At 74.2% G+C, this 20348-nt stretch carries 17 protein-coding genes; 5 read left to right on the top strand and 12 right to left on the bottom strand.

Going from position 1 to position 20348, the window contains the following annotated elements:
• From ACWCXC_RS34315 to ACWCXC_RS34285, 7 genes are all read right to left on the bottom strand, one after another.
• Window positions 1–686: adenosylhomocysteinase (locus tag ACWCXC_RS34315; protein WP_450891528.1), on the bottom strand; the 686-nt coding region annotated here is incomplete at its 3' end.
• A gap of 247 nt (window positions 687–933) precedes the next feature.
• Complete coding sequence (locus tag ACWCXC_RS34310; RefSeq protein ID WP_450683436.1) at window positions 934–1911, bottom strand: cation diffusion facilitator family transporter; 978 nt, start codon at window positions 1909–1911, stop codon at window positions 934–936.
• A gap of 89 nt (window positions 1912–2000) precedes the next feature.
• On the bottom strand, window positions 2001–3188 hold the full coding sequence (manA, locus tag ACWCXC_RS34305; protein ID WP_450683435.1) for a mannose-6-phosphate isomerase, class I: 1188 nt from the start codon (window positions 3186–3188) through the stop codon (window positions 2001–2003).
• A 118-nt stretch (window positions 3189–3306) separates the two neighbouring features.
• Window positions 3307–4443, bottom strand: coding sequence for an SIS domain-containing protein (locus tag ACWCXC_RS34300; RefSeq protein WP_450683434.1), 1137 nt, complete (start codon window positions 4441–4443; stop codon window positions 3307–3309).
• A 52-nt stretch (window positions 4444–4495) separates the two neighbouring features.
• Window positions 4496–4678: a Trm112 family protein gene (locus ACWCXC_RS34295; RefSeq protein WP_450683433.1), complete on the bottom strand. Its 183-nt coding sequence runs from the start codon at window positions 4676–4678 to the stop codon at window positions 4496–4498.
• A 328-nt stretch (window positions 4679–5006) separates the two neighbouring features.
• Window positions 5007–6380, bottom strand: a complete 1374-nt coding sequence (locus ACWCXC_RS34290; RefSeq protein ID WP_450891527.1) for a phosphomannomutase/phosphoglucomutase — start codon at window positions 6378–6380, stop codon at window positions 5007–5009.
• A gap of 69 nt (window positions 6381–6449) precedes the next feature.
• Window positions 6450–6824 (bottom strand): DUF3499 domain-containing protein, encoded by a 375-nt coding sequence (locus ACWCXC_RS34285; protein ID WP_450683431.1) that lies wholly within the window; start codon window positions 6822–6824, stop codon window positions 6450–6452.
• 325 nt (window positions 6825–7149) lie between these two features.
• Here ACWCXC_RS34285 and ACWCXC_RS34280 point away from each other — a divergent pair, with 325 nt between their 5' ends.
• Window positions 7150–7578, top strand: a complete 429-nt coding sequence (locus ACWCXC_RS34280) for a metallopeptidase family protein (RefSeq protein ID WP_450683430.1) — start codon at window positions 7150–7152, stop codon at window positions 7576–7578.
• 115 nt (window positions 7579–7693) lie between these two features.
• On the opposite strand, the gene ACWCXC_RS34275 is transcribed toward ACWCXC_RS34280, so the two are convergent.
• From ACWCXC_RS34275 to ACWCXC_RS34265, 3 genes are all read right to left on the bottom strand, one after another.
• Complete coding sequence (locus ACWCXC_RS34275) at window positions 7694–9232, bottom strand: DUF5719 family protein (protein ID WP_450683429.1); 1539 nt, start codon at window positions 9230–9232, stop codon at window positions 7694–7696.
• Entirely contained in the window at window positions 9229–13176 is a 3948-nt protein-coding gene (locus ACWCXC_RS34270) for a glycosyltransferase (protein ID WP_450891526.1), read from the bottom strand. Before ACWCXC_RS34270 ends, ACWCXC_RS34275 begins: the two co-directional genes overlap by 4 nt.
• A 289-nt stretch (window positions 13177–13465) precedes the next feature.
• Entirely contained in the window at window positions 13466–13729 is a 264-nt protein-coding gene (locus ACWCXC_RS34265; protein WP_030927001.1) for a WhiB family transcriptional regulator, read from the bottom strand.
• Between the two features lie 702 nt (window positions 13730–14431).
• On the opposite strand from ACWCXC_RS34265, the gene ACWCXC_RS34260 reads away from it, so the two are divergent.
• From ACWCXC_RS34260 to ACWCXC_RS34245, 4 genes are all read left to right on the top strand, one after another.
• Window positions 14432–14929, top strand: coding sequence for a cysteine dioxygenase (locus ACWCXC_RS34260; RefSeq protein ID WP_450683427.1), 498 nt, complete (start codon window positions 14432–14434; stop codon window positions 14927–14929).
• A 123-nt stretch (window positions 14930–15052) separates the two neighbouring features.
• Window positions 15053–16009, top strand: coding sequence for a 2-phospho-L-lactate transferase (gene cofD, locus ACWCXC_RS34255; protein WP_450683426.1), 957 nt, complete (start codon window positions 15053–15055; stop codon window positions 16007–16009).
• The gene (locus ACWCXC_RS34250; protein WP_450891525.1) at window positions 16006–17331 is read left to right on the top strand and encodes a coenzyme F420-0:L-glutamate ligase; all 1326 of its coding nucleotides are present in this window, start codon (window positions 16006–16008) and stop codon (window positions 17329–17331) included. The genes cofD and ACWCXC_RS34250 overlap by 4 nt, the downstream gene beginning before the upstream one ends.
• A gap of 76 nt (window positions 17332–17407) precedes the next feature.
• Complete coding sequence (locus tag ACWCXC_RS34245; RefSeq protein WP_450891524.1) at window positions 17408–17896, top strand: DUF6882 domain-containing protein; 489 nt, start codon at window positions 17408–17410, stop codon at window positions 17894–17896.
• A gap of 28 nt (window positions 17897–17924) precedes the next feature.
• Here ACWCXC_RS34245 and ACWCXC_RS34240 read toward each other — a convergent pair whose 3' ends face one another.
• Together ACWCXC_RS34240 and ACWCXC_RS34235 are read right to left on the bottom strand one after the other, a co-directional pair.
• Window positions 17925–18905, bottom strand: coding sequence for a DNA-3-methyladenine glycosylase family protein (locus tag ACWCXC_RS34240; RefSeq protein WP_450683424.1), 981 nt, complete (start codon window positions 18903–18905; stop codon window positions 17925–17927).
• Window positions 18906–19161: 256 nt separating this feature from the next.
• The gene (locus ACWCXC_RS34235) at window positions 19162–20253 is read right to left on the bottom strand and encodes a sugar phosphate nucleotidyltransferase (protein WP_450683423.1); all 1092 of its coding nucleotides are present in this window, start codon (window positions 20251–20253) and stop codon (window positions 19162–19164) included.
• Between the last annotated feature and the right edge of the window lie 95 nt (window positions 20254–20348).

Genomic DNA, 20348 nt, shown 5'->3' with positions numbered 1-20348 from the left:
GCCGGGAACAGCAGCGTGCCGTCACGATGCATCTCGTACAGCCGGTGCACACCCGTCGTCGTCTCCTCCGTCACCCCACGGATCTCCGAGGCGAGCTGGGTCCACTTCTGCGGGGACTCGCCCAGGGTGCGGTTGAGGAGCGTGAGGATGTGCGCGTACTCCTCGCTGTCCGCCGTCGCCGGGTCCGGGGCCTCGCCGGCCTTCTCGAACTCGACGCCCTTGTGGACGAGGAGGGTGGCGTCACCCCCGTCGTCGAGGATCATGTTGGGGCCACCGGTGGGGGTGTTCGGCCAGGTCAGGGCCTGCTCCGTGCACCACCAGTACTCCTCCAGCGTCTCGCCCTTCCAGGCGAAGACCGGGACACCGGCGGGGGCCTCCGGGGTGCCGTTCGGGCCGACGGCGATGGCGGCGGCGGCGTGGTCCTGGGTGGAGAAGATGTTGCAGGACGCCCAGCGGACCTGGGCGCCCAGGGCCACCAGGGTCTCGATGAGCACGGCCGTCTGCACGGTCATGTGCAGCGAGCCGGTGATGCGGGCGCCGGCCAGCGGCTGCGCCTCGGCGTACTCCTTGCGGATGGACATCAGGCCGGGCATCTCGTGCTCGGCGAGCGTGATCTCCTTGCGGCCGAACGCCGCGAGGGAGAGATCGGCGACCTTGAAGTCCTGTCGGTTGGCGACCGTCGTCATAACGGGCTGCTCCTCGTATTGGGGTCGAGGGTGGGCAGGGCGGCTCTGCGGCGGTGGGCACGAACATGCCCGGACCGCTCGCAGCGCAGTCCGTCGGAGGCCCTCTCTCCCTCGGCCGGTCCGGCGTACGGACCGATCGACCGCCATCAGCAGCGACGTCTGACACTGCCGTCGAATCTACACCGAACGGCCCAGCCGCTCCCAGTCCGGCGGGGCCGGGAGCGGCTACGGGGCGGGGCCGGGACCGTCAGTGGCCGGATTCCTTCGGTGTGCCGCCCGGGTTCTTGGCCGGGTTCACACCGGCCGCGGCGGCGGCCTCGTTGTAGATGTCCGGCTCCAGATAGATGACCCGGGCGATGGGGACGGCCTCGCGGATGCGGGACTCGGCGGCGTTGATGGCGTTGGCGACCTCGGTGGCGGTGTCGTCGTGCTGGACGGCGATCTTCGCGGCGACCAGCAGTTCCTCCGGGCCGAGGTGGAGCGTGCGCATGTGGATGATGCCGGTGACGGTGTCGCCGTCGACGACGGCGGCCTTGATCTTGTCGACCTGGTCGGTGCCGGCGGCCTCGCCGAGCAGCAGGGACTTGGTCTCGGCCGCGAGGACGATCGCGATGGCGATCAGCAGGATGCCGATGCAGAGGGTGCCGATGCCGTCCCAGACCCCGTTGCCGGTGCCGATGGCGAGGCCGACGCCACCGAGGGCGAGGACCAGACCGATGAGGGCGCCGAAGTCCTCCAGGAGGACGACGGGAAGCTCGGGGGCCTTGGCGCGGCGGATGAAGTCCGTCCAGCTGAGGGAGCCGCGCGACTCGTTGGACTCCTTGATCGCCGTACGGAAGGAGAAGCCCTCCGCGATGATCGCGAAGACGAGGACGCCCACCGGCCAGTACCAGGCCTCCAGCTCGTGGGGGTGCTTGATCTTCTCGTAGCCCTCGTAGACGGCGAACATGCCACCGACCGAGAAGAGGACGATGGAGACGAGGAAGGCGTAGATGTAGCGCTCGCGCCCGTAGCCGAAGGGGTGCTGGGGGGTGGCTTCGCGCTGGGCCTTCTTGCCGCCGAGGAGGAGGAGCCCCTGATTGCCGGAGTCGGCGAGCGAGTGGACGCTCTCCGCGAGCATCGACGACGAGCCGCTGAACAGGAACGCCACGAATTTGGCCACTGCGATCGCGAGGTTGGCGCCGAGGGCCGCCACGATCGCCTTGGTTCCGCCTGACGCACTCATGGGTGCCTGATGTCCCTTCGTCGGTGCCGCTGCCCCGGTCGGCCGCGGTACGGCCGGACATTGTTGCAGCCGCCGGGGCGGACGGTACGTCAGGCCACCACAGTGGCGCGGAACAAGGTTCCCGTACCGGACACTTCGACCTTCTCGTCGGCTGGTACGAAGACCGACTGGCCCGGCCCGAGGGCGAGTTCTCCGGTTTTCAGGGCGCCGGCCGTGCAGAGCAGGATCTGCGGGCCGGCCGCGGTGAGGTCCACGGGGGCGGCGCCCGGCGGGAGGGCGAAGCGGGAGAGGCGGAACTCGTCGATCGGGGTCTCGTAGACCTCCTCGCCCAGCGGGGACGCCTCGGGGCGCAGGATGCCCGGTTCGGCGGCCTCGAAGCGGACGATGCGCAGGAGTTCGGGCACGTCGACGTGTTTGGGCGTCAGACCGCAGCGCAGCACGTTGTCCGAGTTGGCCATGATCTCGACGCCGAGGCCCTCGATGTAGGCGTGCGGGACGCCGGCGCCGAGGTACAGGGCCTCGCCGGGCTGGAGGCGCACATGGTTGAGCAGCATGGCCGCGATCACTCCGGCGTCGCCGGGGAAGTGGTGGGCGAGCCCGGCGAGGTGGGCGTGGGCGCCGCCGGTCCGCTCGGCCGCCTCGGCCACCGCCGCGACGGTCTCGGCCGTACGGGCCGGATCGGCGCCGAGGATCGCGCCGAGGGCCTCGCGCAGGGCGGCCTCCTCCGGGTGGGCGCGCAGCAGGTCGGCGTACGGCTTGAGGCTGTCGACGCCCAGCGCCTCCATCGCCTCGGCGGCCTCGGTGGGCCGGCGGAAGCCGCACAGGCCCTCGAAGGGGGTCAGGGCGCAGATCAGCTCGGGCTTGTGGTTGGCGTCCTTGTACACGCGGTGGGGAGCGTCGATCGGTACGGCGCGGCGCTCCTCCTCGGCGTACCCCTGGCGCGCCTGGGCGAGGTCGGGGTGGACCTGGAGGGAGAGCGGAGCTCCGGCGGCGAGGAGCTTGAGGAGGAAGGGCAGCCTGGGGCCGAACTTCTCGACGGCGGCGGCACCGAGTTCGCGGACCGGGTCGGCGTCGATGATCTCGTTGAGGGGCTGCTCGGCGGGTGGTGCGGAGCGGTCGGCGGCGCCGGGGCGGGTGGTGCGGGAGGGGGCGCCGGGGTGGGCGCCCATCCACATCTCCGCCTGTGGTTCGCCGGTCGGGGCGATGCCGAGCAGGGCGGGGATGGCGGTGGTGGAACCCCATGCGTACGGGCGCACGGTGTTGGAGAGCCGGTCCATGAAATTCGTCCTCGTGCGGGGCGGGATGGGTGGATCTCGTGGCGGCGAGGTGAGGGGGCGACGGGGCTGCGGGCGCGGTCCGTCGCGGGGTGCGCGGGTCGGGCGCGGGTGCGCCCGGTCAGGCGCGGGCTTCCGAGGCCAGGGACAGGTAGACGGCGGCGAAGTCGGTGATCGCGAGGAGTTCGGCGAGGGCTTCGAGCCGGGTGCCCTCCTCCGGTTCCAGTTCGCTGATCGCCGTGTCGTGGCCCAGGGCCAGTTCGCGGGCGGCGGGTGCGGCACTGAGGCCGCCGACGGCGCGGTCGCGGAGCAGGACGACGCGGGCGTGGAGCGGTTCGGACTCCTCGACCCGGTCGCGGAAGAAGTCGTCGGGGTCGGCACCGGCGGCGAACGCCCCGGCCAGCAGTCCGCCGTGGGCGGGCAGCGCCTCGGGGAGCGCGGCCGAGAGGGCCGGGCGGCCGGAGAGCTCGCACAGGACGGCGGCGAAGCGGCGGCCGACCGGTCCGGAGGTGTCGCCCTCCGTCCAGATCAGGGGCAGGGTGTCGGCCAGTTCGGCGGCGAGGGTCTTGGCCGGGTTGCTGTACGTGGCGATCGCCGGCCCGCACCGTTCGGCCGTGCGGTCCAGCCGGTCGGCCACGGACTGGAGCGCCTCGGCGGGCGCGGTGACCAGGCCGACGCGGTCGAGGAGGGCGAGCAACGGGGTGAACAGGGCCCAGAGCGTGCCGGGGCCGGCGGCCGAGGTCTCGGCGTCGTACTCGCCGTGCGGGGCGGAGGCCATCGGGACGACGAGGCCGTGCACGCCGTCGACCGCTTCGCGCAGCGGTGAGGTGCGGGGGGCGACGGCGACGACGGTGCAGCCCCGGCGGTAGGCCTGCTCGGCCAGGAGCGCGAGGCCCGGTTCGGAGCCGTCGGCGGTGGCGATGAGGAGCAGGTCCACGGAGCCGGCCCAGCCGGGCAGCGTCCAGCGCAGCGCCCCGGCGGCGGGGGCCACGCCGGTCGGGTGGATGCGGGTGACCGGGGCGGAGGCGCCGGCCAGGGCCGCGATGAGATCGGCGACGCCGGTCGCGGCGGTGCCGGGCCCCGCGACCAGGACGGCGCGCGGGCGGCCCTCCGGGTTCAGCTCGGTGATACCGGCCTCCGCCGCGTGGCGGGCGGCGGTGCGGACCCGGGCCCCGGCCTCGGCGGCGCCGCGGAGCAGACCGCGGCGGTCGGCTCGGGCCAGGGCTTCCGGGGCGTCGAGCAACGACTCGTCGAGCATGGGGACGGTCCTCCGATCACGTGCCGATCACACCGTGCGGGCGGGGCCCGGACTACGCGGGGCGGCGGGCCTCGTCGACGAGCAGGACGGGGATGCCGTCCCGTACGGGGTAGGCCAGGCCGCAGTCGGTGCCGGTGCAGATCAGTTCCGGGCTGTCGGCCGCCGACTTGTCGTCGAGGGGCGAGTGGCAGGCCGGGCAGGCCAGGATCTCCAGGAGGCCGGCTTCGAGCGGCATGGGGCGGGTCCCTTCGGGCGGTCGGACGGCGTGGGTGCGACGGGGCGCCGGTGGCGCCGGGTGCGGTGTTCGGTGCCGCGTGGTGTTCGTTCCCTGGGGAACGGGCGAGGTCAGCCTACCGCTGGGGTGGCGGGGGCGCGGCCCGGCCCGGCGGGTGGTTCCGCGGATGTGGCGGGGCGGGGTGGCGGGGCCGGGGGTGGTGGGGCGCGGGTGGTGGGTGCCTGCGGCAGGCGTTGTCCCCTCCCCGCCCCTTCCCGTAACCGGGGCGCCGGCCCGGACCCCGCGCCTCAAACGCCGGCGGGGCCGGATGTGGCCGGGTGGGGAGGCGTCAGGTCCCGGAGGTGCGGATCAGGGTCAGGACCTCGTCGCGTACGGCCGTCATGGTGGCTTCGTCCCGGGCCTCCACGTTGAGGCGGAGGAGGGGTTCGGTGTTGGAGGGGCGGAGGTTGAACCACCAGGTGGGGCCGGTGACGGTGAGGCCGTCGAGATCGTCGGTGGTGACGCCTTCGCGGGAGGCGAAGGCGGAGCGGACGTCGGCGGTGCGGGCCGGCTGGTCGTCGACGGTGGAGTTGATCTCGCCGGAGCCGGTGTAGCGGTCGTACTGGGCGACGAGGGCGGAGAGCGGCTCGTCGGTGCCGCCGAGGGCCGCCAGGACGTGGAGGGCGGCGAGCATGCCGGTGTCGGCGTTCCAGAAGTCGCGGAAGTAGTAGTGGGCGGAGTGCTCGCCGCCGAAGATCGCGCCGTGGGCGGCCATCTCGGCCTTGATGAAGGAGTGGCCGACGCGGGTGCGGACGGGGGTGCCGCCGTTCTCGCGGACGACCTCGGGGACGGTCAGGGAGGTGATCAGGTTGTGGATGACCGTGCCGGTGCCCCCGTTGCGGGCCAGTTCCCGGGCGGCGACCAGGGCGGTGATCGCGGACGGGGAGACGCCCGCGCCCTTCTCGTCGACGACGAAGCAGCGGTCGGCGTCGCCGTCGAAGGCGAGGCCGAGGTCGGCGCCCTCGGCGAGCACGCGCGCCCGGAGGTCGACGATGTTCTTGGGGTCGAGCGGGTTGGCCTCGTGGTTGGGGAAGGTGCCGTCCAGCTCGAAGTACATCGGGACGAGGTCCAGCGGGAGGCCGTCGAAGACCGTCGGGACGGTGTGGCCGCCCATGCCGTTGCCCGCGTCGACGACCACCTTCAGGGGGCGGATCCCGCTCAGGTCGACCAGGGACAGCAGGTGGGCGGCGTAGTCGGAGAGCGTGTCGCGGCGGGTGACGGAGCCGATGCGGCCGGCCGGGCCGGGGGCGCCGGTCGTCGTCCACTGTTCGACCAGGGTGCGGATCTCGGCGAGGCCGGTGTCCTGGCCGACGGGGGCGGCGCCGGCCCGGCACATCTTGATCCCGTTGTATCGCGCCGGGTTGTGGGAGGCCGTGAACATCGCGCCCGGCAGGTCCAGCGCCCCGGAGGCGTAGTACAGCTGGTCGGTCGAGCAGAGGCCGATCAGGGTGACGTCGGCGCCGCGGGCCGCCGCGCCCCGGGCGAAGGCGCCGGACAGGGCGGGGGACGTGGGGCGCATGTCGTGGCCGACGACGACGGCCTCCGCGCCGGTCACCTGGACGAAGGCCGACCCGAACAGCTCGGCCAGGTCCTCGTCCCACTGGTCGGGCACGACCCCCCGCACGTCGTACGCCTTCACGAGCTGCGACAGATCTGCGGTCACGGGCCGGTCCTCCTGAGGTGTCTTCGGACCGCCAAACTACCCGGCGGCCGAGGGCGCCCCGGCCGGCGGTCAGGAGTCGGGCGACCGCAGCACGCGGAGGTGGCCACGGCGGGCGACCTCCATCGGGTCCGCCGTGCGCGGGCCGCCGCGGCCGCCGTCGCCCCGGTCCTGCGGGCGCGCCGCCTCGCGGACGGCGTTGGCCAGCGCTTCGAGGTCGTCACCGCTGGGGCGGGTGGGGGCGGAGGGATCCGAGAGCCGGACGACCTCCCAGCCCCGGGGCGCGGTCAGGCGCTCGCTGTGCTCGGCACAGAGGTCGTAGCAGTGGGGCTCGGCGTAGGTGGCGAGCGGGCCGAGGACCGCAGTCGAGTCGGCATAGACGTACGTCAGTGTCGCGACGGCAGGGCGGCCGCACGCGGTGCGCGAACAGCGACGTACAGGGCTCACGATGTTGGACGGTACCGCACTCTTGAGCGGGCTGCGACGACTCTCCCTCAGCTCACCCCACCGTGTCGGCCTGTGAAACCGGACACACCGGACCCCCGGGCAACTCCCCTGACCTGGGCGGGAGGAGAGGCACGCGCCGTCGCGCGGTGGTCGCCGTGGTCGCCGCGCGGTGTAAATCCTGTCATGCGACCGGGTCGCGGCACGAGGGAGCGGGGCCGAAAACGTGACGCCCCCTGGCTGGATCGAGCCCCGCGCGCAGGCGCCCCGGCCGGGTCCCGCGCAGCGCCGGTCCGCGCCCGCGATGCGGGGTTACGCTGCGTCAGTGATGGACAGTTCCGTACCTTCCCACTCGCCCGAGCCCCGTCCCCGCCGCCGCGACCGGCACGGGCGGGGGATGCGCGGCCCCGTAGCCCCGCCGCAGGTGCCGCTCTCGGCCAGCAGGGCGGACAGTTTCCGCGATCTGGTGCAGGACTCGGTGGAGCGGCTGGAGCGGCGCTGGCCGCAGCTGGCCGAGGTCGACTTCGTGGTCCTCGACGTGCCGGAGACGTCCGAGGAGACGGTGCCGCTGGGCAGCGCGGTGTCAGCGCGCAAGGAGCGGCCCGCGCAGATCGCCGTCTACCGCCGCCCCGTCGAGATCCGCACCAAGAACCGCGACGAGCGGGCGCTGCTGGTCCATGAGGTCGTGGTGGAGCAGGTCGCGGAGCTGCTCGGGCTGGCGCCGGAGTCGGTGGATCCCCGGTACGGGCAGGAGTAGCCCGCCGTACGCGGGTGGCGGCGCGCGCCGGGGGGAACAGCCGGCCGTACGCCAACGGCGGACGGCGGGGCGCCCCGGGAAGGGTCCCCGCCGTCCGCGTGCCGCGTGCCGTGCGTCAGTCGTCCAGGACCGAGAGGTTCTGCTCGGCGGCCGGAACCTCGACCGTGCCGCCGTCGTCCGGCAGGGTCTGGACGGTGAACATCGGGATGCCGTCCTGGGGCACCGTCAGCGTCCGGGCGGCGTGCACCGGGCCGCCCGACTCGGTGCGGACGGTGAGCGCGTACGTGCCCTTGAGGCCGGCCGGGACGGGCGGGGTGACGGCGAGGGTCGTACCGGCCGGGACCTGGTAGGTCTTGCTGACCGGGGTGCCGCCCCCGCTGCCCGCGGAGGCGGTCACCTTGACCGTGCCGGCGGCGCCGGGGGCGGTGAGCGAGAGGACCGATCCCTTGGCCCGGTTGTCGGCGGCGGTCGCCTGCGCGCCGACCGGGCCGGTGGCCGGGATGTAGCCGGTCTCCCGCTTGTCGCCCTTGCCCCGCACGATCCGCAGCGCGGCCACGACGGGGGTCGCCCTGCCCTTCTCGCTGGGCGTCAGGAGCAGCGATCCGGCCTCGCCCCGGGTGAGGTCCTTGAGGTCGACGCCCGCGGTCATACGGGACTTGACGTGCAGGTCCTCGTGACCGACCGGGGAGATCGCGCCGGTCTTGCCGAGGAGTTTGACCGTGAGGTCGGCGTCGTTGTCGCTCGGGGCGAAGGCCACCAGCCGGACCGAGGTCGCGTCTGCCGGGATGCCCGGCAGGACGACGGTGCCCGAGGGGTCGGCGGAGGCGGGGAGCCAGTCGGAGCCGGCGGTGTCGTCGGCGGTGCGGACGACCGCGCCGACGCGTCCGGTGCGAGTGGTGACGTGGACGGTCACATCGTCCACGGCCTGGCTGGTCAGCGTCGAGATGAGGACGCGGACGCCGGCCCCGGCGGGGACCGTGATGCCCTCGCCGACATCGGACTTGAGCGTGCCCTCGGGGCCGTACAGCTCGATGTCGGCGACGGCGGCGGTGTCGTCCGGGTTGGTGAGGTGGACGTAGTCCTCGCGGGTCTTCGCGGTGCTGGCGGCCGGGAACCAGAAGTCCGTGTCGGGCGCGGTGCAGCTGACGCCGAGCAGGCCGCGGCCGTCGCCCGCCTCGATGGTGGTGGTCTGCTGGGTGGTCCAGCCGGGGGCCAGCCGGCCGGTGGCGGTGCCGACGAGTGCGGGGGCGTCCGCGCCGGACGCCTCGCCCGTGCCGGGCTTGCCGGGCTCCTTGAGCGCGACGACGGGCTTGCCGGGCTCCGCCTTCTTGGACTTCTTGTCCTTGTCGTCCTTGTCGTCCTTGGCCTTCGTGTCGGCCTTGGCCGTGGCCGGTGCCAGGAGTTCGGCGGTGCCGGCCGGGCCGGAGGCGCCGCCCCCGCCGGAGAGCGGCGTGAAGGAGGTGTACGCCGTCTCGGCGAGGTCGGAGAGGCCGGGCGCCGGGCAGAGCAGGCTGGTCCGCTCCACGGGCAGCCGCTCGGCCGTCCTCGCCGACGTGGTGGTGCCCTGCTCCGGGGCGGTGACGGCGGCGAAACCGGTGACGGCGGCGAGGGCGACGACGCCCGCGATCAGGGACAGGCTGCTGGTGGACTTCACTCGGACTCGCCTCGCGATGCGTTGCCGGTCTGCCACGGGTGCGGGCCCGGGGCGGGGTTCTCGTCGGGGTTCTGCGGGTCGTAGGGGGCCGGGCCGCCGGGCGCGCCCTGGGCGTCGTACGCCCCTTGTGCGCCGTACTGGGTGCCGTCGTACGCACCGGCGTCGTACTGCGCCTGGTCGTACGACGGCGCGTTGCCGTACTGGCCCTGGTCGTACGGGGCGTATCCGCCCTGCTGCTGCGGATACCCGTACGCGTCGTAGCCGCCGGCGCCGCCCGTGCCGTCGGGCTGCTGCTGCGGGGCGGTGCCGTACGCGGGGTCCTGGTACGGGCCGTCCTGGTACCGGCCGTCCGGATACTGGCCGTCCTGGTACTGGGCGTAGCCGGCGTCCTGGTACCGCGTGCCGTCCCACTCGCCGTACTGCTGCTGCGGCACCGCGCCGTACTGACCGGTGTCGCCCTCCCCCTGCGGGGGCGGCGTCGCGTACTGACCGGTGTCGCCGTCGCCCTGCGGGGGCAGCGTCGCGTACCCGCCCGTGTCGCCCTCGCCCTGTGGTGCGGCGAAGGTGTCGGGGGCGTCCTGCTGCCGGGGGACGAAGGCGCCCGGGTCCTCGTCCCCGTGCGGCGCGGGGGCGCCCGGGGGCGGCCCGTCGCCCTCGCCGTCGGGCTCGCCCTCCGCCAGGGCGGCTGCGCGCAGCCTGCGGGCCCGGCGGCCCTCCCCCGCGACCGGCTCGGCCGGGACCGCGAGGTCCGCGTCGGGCAGGTCGTCGTCGATCTCCCGGCGCCGGCCCGGCAGGGCCATGACCACGAGGACGACGGCGAGGAAGATCTGGGCCCAGATCCACGCCCGGTGGGTCAGCGGCGTCTCGTACGTGAGGGAGAGGGTGCCGCCCTCGGCCGGCAGGGCGAAGCCCTGGGCCCAGCCGTCGACGGTCTTGCGGTCGAGCGTCCGGCCGTCGAGCGTGGCCTGCCAGCCGGGGTCGGCGGCCTCGGCGATGCGCAGGGTCCGGCCCTCGGCGCCCGCCGGGATCTCGGTGTGCGCCTCGACGGGGCCGGATTCGACGGGCAGCGGCTCGTCGGCGGCGGCGGCCGGGACGATCATGACGCGGGCGACCTGGCGGCGGTCCACCCGCCACAGGGCGCTGCCGTCCAGCTGGCTCAGCCGGCTGAGGCCCGGGGTGGCGTCGAGCAACCGGCTCATCTGCTTCGGGGCCCCGTCGCGCACGAGGACGTAGCGGATCGCGAAGCCGCTGAGCTGGCTGCCCTGGTCGGCGCCGGAGCCGGCCACCAGATTGGCGACAACCTTGTCGAGGTGGCTGTTGCCGCCCCCGGACTCGGCCAGTTCGGCGTCGCCGAGGCGGGCGCCGGAGCCGCGGACCAGGGTGTATTCGACCAGGTCGGACGTGGTGCCGCCGAGCACCAGGGTGCGCGGCTGGTCGCGGGTGCCGGACTCCTCGGCGACGAAGGCGGGCACCTGGACCGGGTCGCGGCGCTCCAGCGGCCCGGCCGCGCCGCCGATCATCCAGCCGGCGGCGGCGAGCACCGGGGCGGCCGCGGCGGCCAGCGCGATCAGGGCGGCGACGGGCTGGCGCCAGCCGAAGCTCTGCTCGGCGACCCGGACCCGGGCGCCGTCGGCGCCGACCAGCGCGGCGGCGATGAGCGCGGCGCCGTAGACGAGGGTGGCCGGTCCGGCCCAGCCGGAGCCGTTGGCCAGGGCGGCGAAGACGAGGCCCACCAGGGCGGCGGCCCAGGCGGTCCGTACGGCGAAGCGGCGCTCCGAGCGCAGCAGCGCGGCCAGCGCGGCCAGCACGATGCCGAGGAGCAGGACGCCGCCTGCCGCCTTGGGACCGCCGGGGCTGATGCCGAGCAGGTCCAGGGCGGAGGCGTCCCCCGAGCCTGTCTCCAGACCGGCTTCCTTGAGGAAGGATGAAGGGCTGGCCAGCAGCGAGAGCGACCAGGGCGCGAGGACGAGCAGCGGGGTGCCGACGGCGGCGGCGAAGCGCAGGGCGTACGCGGTGATGTCGTTGCGGCGCAGCGCCAGGACCCCGAGGCCGAGCACCACGGCGAGCGGCCAGACGATCGGCGTGAACGCCATCGCGAGGGTGAGGAGCAGGGTGTACGCCCAGGTGGCGCGCCAGCTGCCTCGGGCGTCCCCGGTGGCGCGCATGCCGTGCGCGGAGACGGCGGTGCGCGCGATCAGCGGGAGCAGGACCGCGAGGACGGCGGTGCCCAGCCTGCCGGTCGCCAGGGCGCCGGTCGCGGCGGGCAGGAAGGCGTACGCGATGCTCGCCCAGGCCCGCAGGAGCCGCGAGGGCAGCAGCGGGCGGGAGACGAAGTAGGCGGTGAGTCCGGCGAGCGGGACCGAGCAGACGAGCAGCAGGGTGAGCGCGAAGCCGGTGGAGCCGAGGAAGAGCGCGGACAGCGCCGAGAGCACGGCCAGATAGGGCGGTGCGGTCTGGGTGCCGCCGGTCCCGACGGTGTGCCAGCCGTCGGCGTAGCGGCCCCAGAGGTCGGAGACGTCGGCGGGGGCGGGCAGCAGGGCGCCGCCCGCCAGGGCGCCGCCGCCGAGCAGGCCCCGGCAGGCGACGAGCGAGACGAGGAGGAGGACGGCGAAGAGGACCGGGCCGGGTTTGCGGCCGATCTTCTTCAGCCGGGCGAACTGGTCGATCTCCAGGTAGTCGGCGTCGTCGCCGCCCGGTCCGGACTCGACGGCGCCGTGCCGGGAGCCGCCGGAGTCGGCGTCGGAACCGCCGCCGAGGTTCCCGGCGACCTGCTCGACGGTCGCGCGGACGGTGGCGCCGGGGGCGGGGAAGAGGCCGCGCAGTTCGGCCTGGTCGACGGCGCCCTTGCCGCGGCTGCGGCGCGCTCCGAGGATGCGGCCGGGGCGCAGCAGGGTGCCGAGGAGGCCGGCGACCTCGTCGAGCGCCTGGCCGGGCACCTTGCCGACGAGGTAGGCGAGGGTGCGCAGCAGGGTGCCGAGGACGAGCCTGAGCAGGACCCAGGGCAGCCTTTTGCCGGGGGTGTTCGCCAGCATGGTGTAGACGGCGCCGGCCTTGTCGACGCGGTGCGGGTTGGCCACCGAGCGGCCGGCGCAGTCGATGGGGCGGCGTTCGCGGGCGGATGCCTCGGCGTGCCGCAGGACGGCGTCGGGGGCGACGAGCACCCGGTGTCCGGCCCGGTGGGCGCGCCAGCACAGATCGACGTCGTCGCGCATCAGGGGGAGCCTGCGGTCGAAGCCGCCCAGCTCCTCCCAGACATCACGGCGGATCAGCATGCCGGCGGTGGAGACGGAGAGGACGGTACGGACCTGGTCGTGCTGGCCCTGGTCCTGTTCGCGCCGGTCCAGCCCGGTCCAGCGGCGGCCGCTGTTGGCGATCGAGACCCCGACCTCCAGCAGCTGGCGGCGGTCGTACCAGCCGCGGAGCTTGGGGCCGACGATCGCGGCGTGCGGGTCCTCGTCGACGACCCGCAGCATCTCGGCGAGGGCGTCGGGTTCGGGCGCGCAGTCGTCGTGGAGCAGCCAGAGCCACTGCACCGGTTCGCCGTGCGGCAGTTCGGGCAGGTCGTAGGCGTCGTCGCGCCAGGTGCGGGTGACCGGGTCCCAGCCGCTGGGCCGCTTCAGATAGGGCAGGTCGTCCGGGGTGAGGACGCCGGCGGTGCGGCTCGCCTCGTCGACGGCGGTGCCGAAGCTCGTACGCCGCGCGAGGTGCAGGACGCGGTCGGCGCCGAGCGCCTCGGTGACCAGGCGCGCGGAGTCGTCGGCACTGCCGGTGTCGGCGGCGACGGCGTTCTGTACGGGGCGTTCCTGCCCGAGGAGTCCGGCGAGCGCGTCGGGCAGCCAGCGTGCGCCGTCGTGGGAGACGAGCACGGCGGTGACGACATGCCGGGGGAACTCGGGGGCGGTGGCGGCCGCGTACGGCGCCGCCGATTGGCTGTGCACGGACATCGAGGTACGGGCCCTCCGGCCGGGTCCGGGGGGCGTCCCCCCGGGGGCTGCTTCGGTGTACACGCGCGCTGTGTCGGGTCGTTGGCGCGTCTCGGACGGGGCCCCACACTAACGGTACGGATAACCGGGGTGGTGAGGGAGCGGGGAACGGGGACGGTGGTACGGGGCGGAGGGGCGCCCGGACACGACGACGGCCCGCCGCCTGCGGGCTGGGTGCAGGCGGCGGGCCGTGGCCGAAAACCATGGGGCCGGGGCGTGGTCGGTTCCCGGCCGGGCGGAGCGGGTGGGGTCAGACGGCGGCCTTCTTCAGGCGGCGCCGCTCGCGCTCGGAGAGACCGCCCCAGATGCCGAACCGCTCGTCGTTGGAGAGGGCGTACTCCAGGCATTCGGAGCGGACCTCGCAGGCGAGACAGACCTTCTTCGCCTCGCGGGTCGACCCGCCCTTCTCGGGGAAGAAGGACTCGGGGTCGGTCTGGGCGCACAGTGCGCGCTCCTGCCAGCCGAGTTCCTCGTCCGCGTCCTCGACCAGCAGTTGCTGGAACAGCTCGGTCATGTGCGCCCCTCGTCTGTCTCTTGCGTCCCCGTGATGCGGCCGTGATCGAATCGACCGAACGACACGGGTGAAATTACAGGTGTGTAGCTCTGGGCGAGTCAAGCCCGCATCTGCTATTGGGCCCCGCATTCACTCTGCGGAACCAAGCGTACGCAGAAAGTGTGCAAATCACCAAAAACCTGACATATGCCATAGCCTCCTTCACCCCCGAACCTGCCACTGGAAGGAACTCCCCCGGGGGCGGACACGTTGCGATTCGGTCACCGAAGCGATCAAGATCACAGTCGGATCACGGACGGCCGCGTTTCGGGGCACGGCTGTTGCGCCACATCTCCGGCGCCGCGCCTGCATAAACCTTTCTCCGGATGGCGTAACCGGATGAGGTGAAACATTACCCCCAAATCGGGCATCGGGTTGACAGGCGCTGCTCCTCCCCGCTCTCCTTGATGGCATGCCAGCGACCTCAGCGATGCGCGCCACCCACGTCCGTGGGTTCCGCAGAGCTGTCCAGGCCCGCTGTTGCTGTTCCAGCTGTCTCGGCTGTTGAAGCCCGCGCGCTCCAGCCGTATCCAGCTCATCCCGGACCCCCGGACCCCGCCCCCTGCGGCCTGACGGCCCCTGCGGTCACCCGGTCCCGCGGTCCTCGCGACACCCCAGCACCCGCACCGCACCCGCGCCACCTGCCGAGGAACCACCGCACCCATGAACAGCGACAGCGACCTCCAGATCGCCGGGGACCTCCTCGAGGTTCCGCACCTCCTGCGCCCCGCCCGCGAACACCCCGCCACCGTCGCGGAATTCGTCGGGCTCGCCCGCGCCGTCGCCGCCGACCGCGCGGCCTGGGCGCCGCTCGTCCGGTACGACACCGCCACCCGCTGGTACCACCGGCTGCGCACCGGCCCCGGCTACGAGGTCTGGCTGCTCAGCTGGGTCCCCGGCCAGGGCAGCGGACTGCACGACCACGGCCCCTCCTCCGGCGTACTGACCGTGCTGGACGGCGAACTGACCGAGCGTACGGACCGCGGCACGCGGACCCTGACCGCCGGCGCCCAGCGCGTCTTCGCCCCCGGCTACGTCCACGAGGTGGCCAACGACTCCCTCGAACCTGCCGTCAGCCTGCACATCTACTACCCGGGCCTGACCGACATGCCGATGCACGCCACCCAGTGCGCGGCGGCCCCCGCCCCGACCCCGGCCTGAGGCCCCGGGCCCGAGACCACGGGCCTGAGACCCCTCCCCAACGATCGGGCCGCGCCTGACAGTCCCACCCGTCGCCCGCCACCACCCCCACAACGATCAGGCCGCGCCTGACAAACTGTCGCCATGCGCATTGTGGTTCTGGCCGGCGGTATCGGTGGTGCTCGTTTTCTTCGTGGCCTCAAGGAGGCCGCGCCGGACGCGGACATCACGGTGATCGGCAACACCGGTGACGACATCCATCTGTTCGGACTCAAGGTCTGCCCCGACCTCGACACCGTGATGTACACCCTGGGCGGTGGCATCAACGAGGAGCAGGGCTGGGGCCGCACCGACGAGAGCTTCCACGTCAAGGAGGAGCTCGCGGCCTACGGCGTCGGCCCCGAGTGGTTCGGGCTCGGCGACCGCGACTTCGCCACCCACATCGTCCGTACGCAGATGCTCGGCGCGGGCTATCCGCTCAGCGCCGTCACCGAGGCGCTCTGCGCCCGCTGGCAGCCGGGCGTGCGGCTGCTGCCGATGTCCGACGACCGGGTCGAGACGCATGTCGCCGTCGACGTCGACGGCGAGAGCCGGGCCGTGCACTTCCAGGAGTACTGGGTGAAGATGCGCGCCTCGGTCCCCGCGCGGGCGATCGTGCCCGTCGGCGCCGATCAGGCCAAGCCGGCGCCCGGGGTGCTGGAGGCCGTCGCCGGGGCCGACGTCATCCTCTTCCCGCCGTCCAACCCCGTCGTCTCCATCGGGACGATCCTCGCCGTGCCCGGGATCCGCGAGGCGGTCGCCGAGGCCGGGGTGCCGGTCGTCGGCCTCTCCCCCATCGTCGGCGACGCGCCGGTGCGCGGCATGGCCGACAAGGTGCTCGCCGCGGTGGGCGTCGAGTCGACGGCCGCTGCCGTCGCCGTGCACTACGGCTCCGGGCTGCTCGACGGCTGGCTCGTCGACACGGTGGACGCGGGCGCGGTGGACGAGGTGGAGGCCGCGGGCATCCGCTGCCGCGCCGTTCCGCTGATGATGACCGACGTGTCCGCGACCGCCGAGATGGCCCGGCAGGCGCTGGCCCTCGCCGAGGAGGTGCGCGCGTGAGCGCCACCGGGGAGGCCGTGCAGGCCGTGCCCTCCTACCGGGTGTGGGCGCTGCCGGGCATGCCCGAGGTCCGGGCCGGGGACGATCTGGCGAAGCTGATCGCCGCCGCCGAACCGGGGCTGGCCGACGGCGACGTCCTGCTCGTCACCTCCAAGATCGTCTCCAAGGCGGAGGGCCGGATCATGGAGGCCGCCGACCGGGAGGCGGCCATAGACGCCGAGACCGTACGCGTGGTGGCGCGGCGCGGCCCGCTGCGGATCGTGGAGAACCGGCAGGGCCTGGTGATGGCCGCCGCCGGGGTCGACGCGTCGAACACCCCCGCCGGCACGGTGCTGCTGCTGCCCGAGGACCCCGACGCCTCCGCGCGGGCGATCCGCCGGGGGCTGCGCGACACGCTCGGCGTCGACGTCGGCGTCGTCGTCACGGACACCTTCGGGCGGCCGTGGCGCAACGGGCTCACCGATGTGGCGATCGGGGCCGCCGGGGTGCGGGTCCTGGACGATCTGCGCGGCGGCACCGACGCGTACGGCAATCCGCTCGGCGCCACCGTCGTCGCCACCGCCGACGAACTGGCCTCCGCCGGGGACCTGGTCAAGGGCAAGGCCGAGGGGCTGCCCATCGCGGTCGTGCGCGGGCTCGACCAGGTGCTGGACCCGGACGACGCCGAGGGCGCGCGGGCCATGGTGCGGGGCGCGGCCGACGACATGTTCCGGCTCGGCACGTCCGAGGCGGTCCGCGAGGCGGTGACCCAGCGGCGCACGGTGCGCTCCTTCACCGACGAGCCGGTGGACCCCGGGGCGGTCCGCCGCGCCGTGGCCGCCGCGGTGACGGCCCCCGCGCCGCACCACACGACCCCCTGGCGCTTCGTCCTGCTGGAGTCGGCCGCCTCGCGGACCCGGCTCCTGGACGCGATGCGGGACGCCTGGACCGCCGACCTGCGACGGGACGGCAAGAGCGAGGACTCCATCGCCAAGCGCGTCCGCCGCGGCGACGTCCTGCGCCGGGCCCCCTACCTCGTGGTCCCCTGCATGGTGATGGACGGCTCCCACACCTACGGCGACCCCCGCCGGGACACCGCCGAGCGCGAGATGTTCGTGGTCGCCGCCGGCGCCGGCATCCAGAACTTCCTGGTCGCCCTCGCCGGCGAACGGCTCGGCTCCGCCTGGGTCTCCTCCACGATGTTCTGCCGCGACGTCGTCCGCGACGTCCTCGACCTCCCCGCCTCCTGGGACCCGCTCGGCGCCGTCGCCGTCGGCCACCCGTCCGAGCCGCCGACCCCGCGCACGGGCCGGGACGCGGAGGACTTCGTCACGGTGCGGTGAGGGCGCCGGGCCCGCGGCCGGACCGGCCGGGAGGCGGTGGGAGGATCCTGCCGATGCTGGCGCGCAAGGAGGCACGGTGGAGAACGGCTCGTCGCATGACCATTCCGACTGGGACGAGGTGGTGCGCGCGGCCCGTGAGCGGGCCCGCTCACGGCAGGCCCTCATGGTCGAGCGTTACGGACTGTCGGGCGACGTCCAGTACGACTGGTCGCTCGACGACGCGCGGATCACGTGGTCCCGCGACGGGAGGACGTTCCTCACCGGACGCCTCACGATGATCGGCAGCGTGAGCCTCGCCGAGCGGAGCTGGCTGTGGGCTTGGGCCAACGATTCGCTGCCGCCCGCGGTCCTGGGAGACATCGAGCGGGTGCGGGTCTTCGGGGAGACGCACGGGTATCCGGTGCTTCCGTGGCGGGGCTTCGCCCACGACGCCGGGCTCGTGGCCGAGGCCCGGATGGTCGCGGCGTCGGTGCTCGACGCCGACGGCCTCTGGGCGGATCAGGTGGACGACATGCAGCTGCACTTCGCGATCCACGGCCTGGAGACGGTCGCCGAAGCGCCCTGAGCGGGACCCGCCCCGTCGGCCCGCCCCGCTACAGCGGCGCGATGTTGCGCGGGGTCATCCGGGGGGCGCGGCGGGGTGGGGTGTGGCCGGAGAGCAGGATGAGGCGGGTCGCCCGGTGGCGTTGGCCCTCGTAGGGGGCGAGGAGGGTGAGCATCGCCTCGTCGTCGGCGTCGCGGTCGCCGGCCAGGGCGTGGCCGACGATGCCGGGGAGGTGGAGGTCGCCGACGGTGACGGCGTCGGGGGCGCCGTTGGTGCGTTGCAGGGTTTCGGCGGCGGTCCAGGGGCCGATGCCGGGGACGGCCTGGAGGCGGGTGAGGGCGTCGGGCAGCTCCATGGCCGCCGCCTCCTCCATGCGGCGGGCCACCCGGACCGCGCGCAGGATGGTGGCCGAGCGCTTGCTGTCGACGCCCGCGCGGTGCCACTCCCAGGAGGGGATCAGGGACCAGGTGCGGGCGTCGGGCATCACGTAGAGGCCGTACTCCTGGGGGCCGGGGGCCGGCTCGCCGTACTTGCGGACCAGCAGCCGCCAGGCGCGGTACGCCTCGTCGGTGGTGACCTTCTGCTCCAGGACGGAGGGGATCAGGGACTCCAGCACCAGGCCGGTGCGGAGCAGGCGGAGTCCCGGGCGGCGGCGGTGGACGGCGGCGATGAGCCGGTGGCGCGGGGTGAAGTCCTCCGGGGCGTCGCCCTCGCCGAGCAGCGTGGGCAGCTGGTCCAGCAGCCAGGACGCGCCCGGCCCCCAGGCCGTCGCCTCGATCCGCCCCTCGCGGGCGACGACATGGAGCGTGCCGGGGCCCGCCGGGGTGCGGCTGGCCCGGCGGACCGAGCCGTCGGCGGACATCCGGAACGTGGGATCGGCGGGGCCACGGCGCAGCGGGCCGAGAACGAGCCGCAGGTCGAGCGGGCCGGGCGGGGTCCAGTCGCGGGTCAGCGCCGCCGGTACGGGCGTCGCCGTCTGGCGCGGGACGGCCGCGCGCGGGGCGCTGCGGGGGGCGAATCGTCCTGCCACGGGTGAAGGTCCTCGGTAGTCGGGGCTGCCAGTCGAGGGTACGGCCGAATCCGGCCGGCCGGGCCGTCCTCGTACGGGTGGACCGCTCCGGTCATGCGTCCGAGGAGAACCGGAGGAGCCGCCTCATCCGTCCGAGGAGCGCCCGGCGGGTCCGGTCATGCGTCCGAGGAGAGCCCGGGGAGGCCGCCTCATTCGTCCGAGGAGAACCGGAGGGAGGCCGCCTCATTCGTCCGAGGAGAACCGGAGGGAGGCGGCCTCATTCGTCAGAGGAGAACCGGAGGGAGGCGGCCGGCAGCCGGGCCCCGCACCAGACGCGGACGCCTTCGCGCAGTTCGTTGTCGGCGCCGACGTGAGCACCGTCACCGACGACAGCGCCCGCCAGGACCGTACGGCTGCCGATCCTGGCCCCGGCGCCGACGAGGGAGTCCGTGATCACGGCGCCGGGTTCGACGACGGCGCCCGCGAGGACGGTGGAGCCCTCGATCCGGGCGCCCGCGCCGATCACGGCGTCGTCGCCGACCACCGTGCCGCCGGAGAGTTTGGCGTCGGGGGCGACGGTGGCGGTGGGCAGGACGAGCCGGTCGCCGCAGCGGCCGGGGACGGCCGGGGAAGGGGCGCGGCCGAGGACCAGGTCGGCGGAGCCGCGTATGAACGCCTGGGGGGTGCCGAGGTCCAGCCAGTACGTGGAGTCGACCATGCCCTGGAGGTGGGCGCCGTCGGCGAGAAGTCCGGGGAAGGTCTCGCGTTCCACGGAGACGGGCCGGCCGGCCGGGATGGTGTCGATGACCGAGCGGCGGAAGATGTAGGCGCCCGCGTTGATCTGGTCGGTGACGATCTCCTCGGGCGTCTGGGGCTTCTCCAGGAAGGCGGTGACGCGGCCGGTGTCGTCGGTGGGGACGAGGCCGAAGGCGCGCGGGTCCTCGACCCGGGTCAGATGGAGCGAGACGTCCGCCCCGGACTCGGCGTGGGTGGCGGCCAGGGCCCGGATGTCGAGGCCGGTGAGGATGTCGCCGTTGAAGATCAGGACCGGTTCGTCGGGCCCGGAGACCAGGCGCTCCGCGACGTTGCGCAGGGCGCCGCCGGTGCCGAGCGGGTCGCGTTCGGTGACGTACTCGATGTGGAGGCCCAGCGACGAGCCGTCGCCGAAGTACGGCTCGAAGACCTCCGCCAGGTACGACGTCGCGAGGACGATGTGCTCGACCCCGGCGGCCCTGGCACGCGCCAGCTGGTGCGTGAGGAAGGGGACGCCCGCGGCCGGAACCATGGGTTTGGGCGTGTGCACCGTGAGCGGGCGCAGCCGGGTTCCCTTGCCGCCGACCAGGAGGATCGCTTCTTTTGCCTCTGTCACAGCACTGTCTCTGCTTCCTGCTGGGGCCGGGCCGGGGTTTCGGCTGGCCAGTGTATGCAGACCGGGGGTGTCGTCCTCGGTCGGCGGCCCGCAGC

Source organism: Streptomyces sp. NPDC001515 (genome assembly GCF_053597115.1).
The sequence above is the reverse complement of the archived record's forward strand: the minus strand, read 5'-3'. Positions and strand labels throughout refer to the sequence as shown.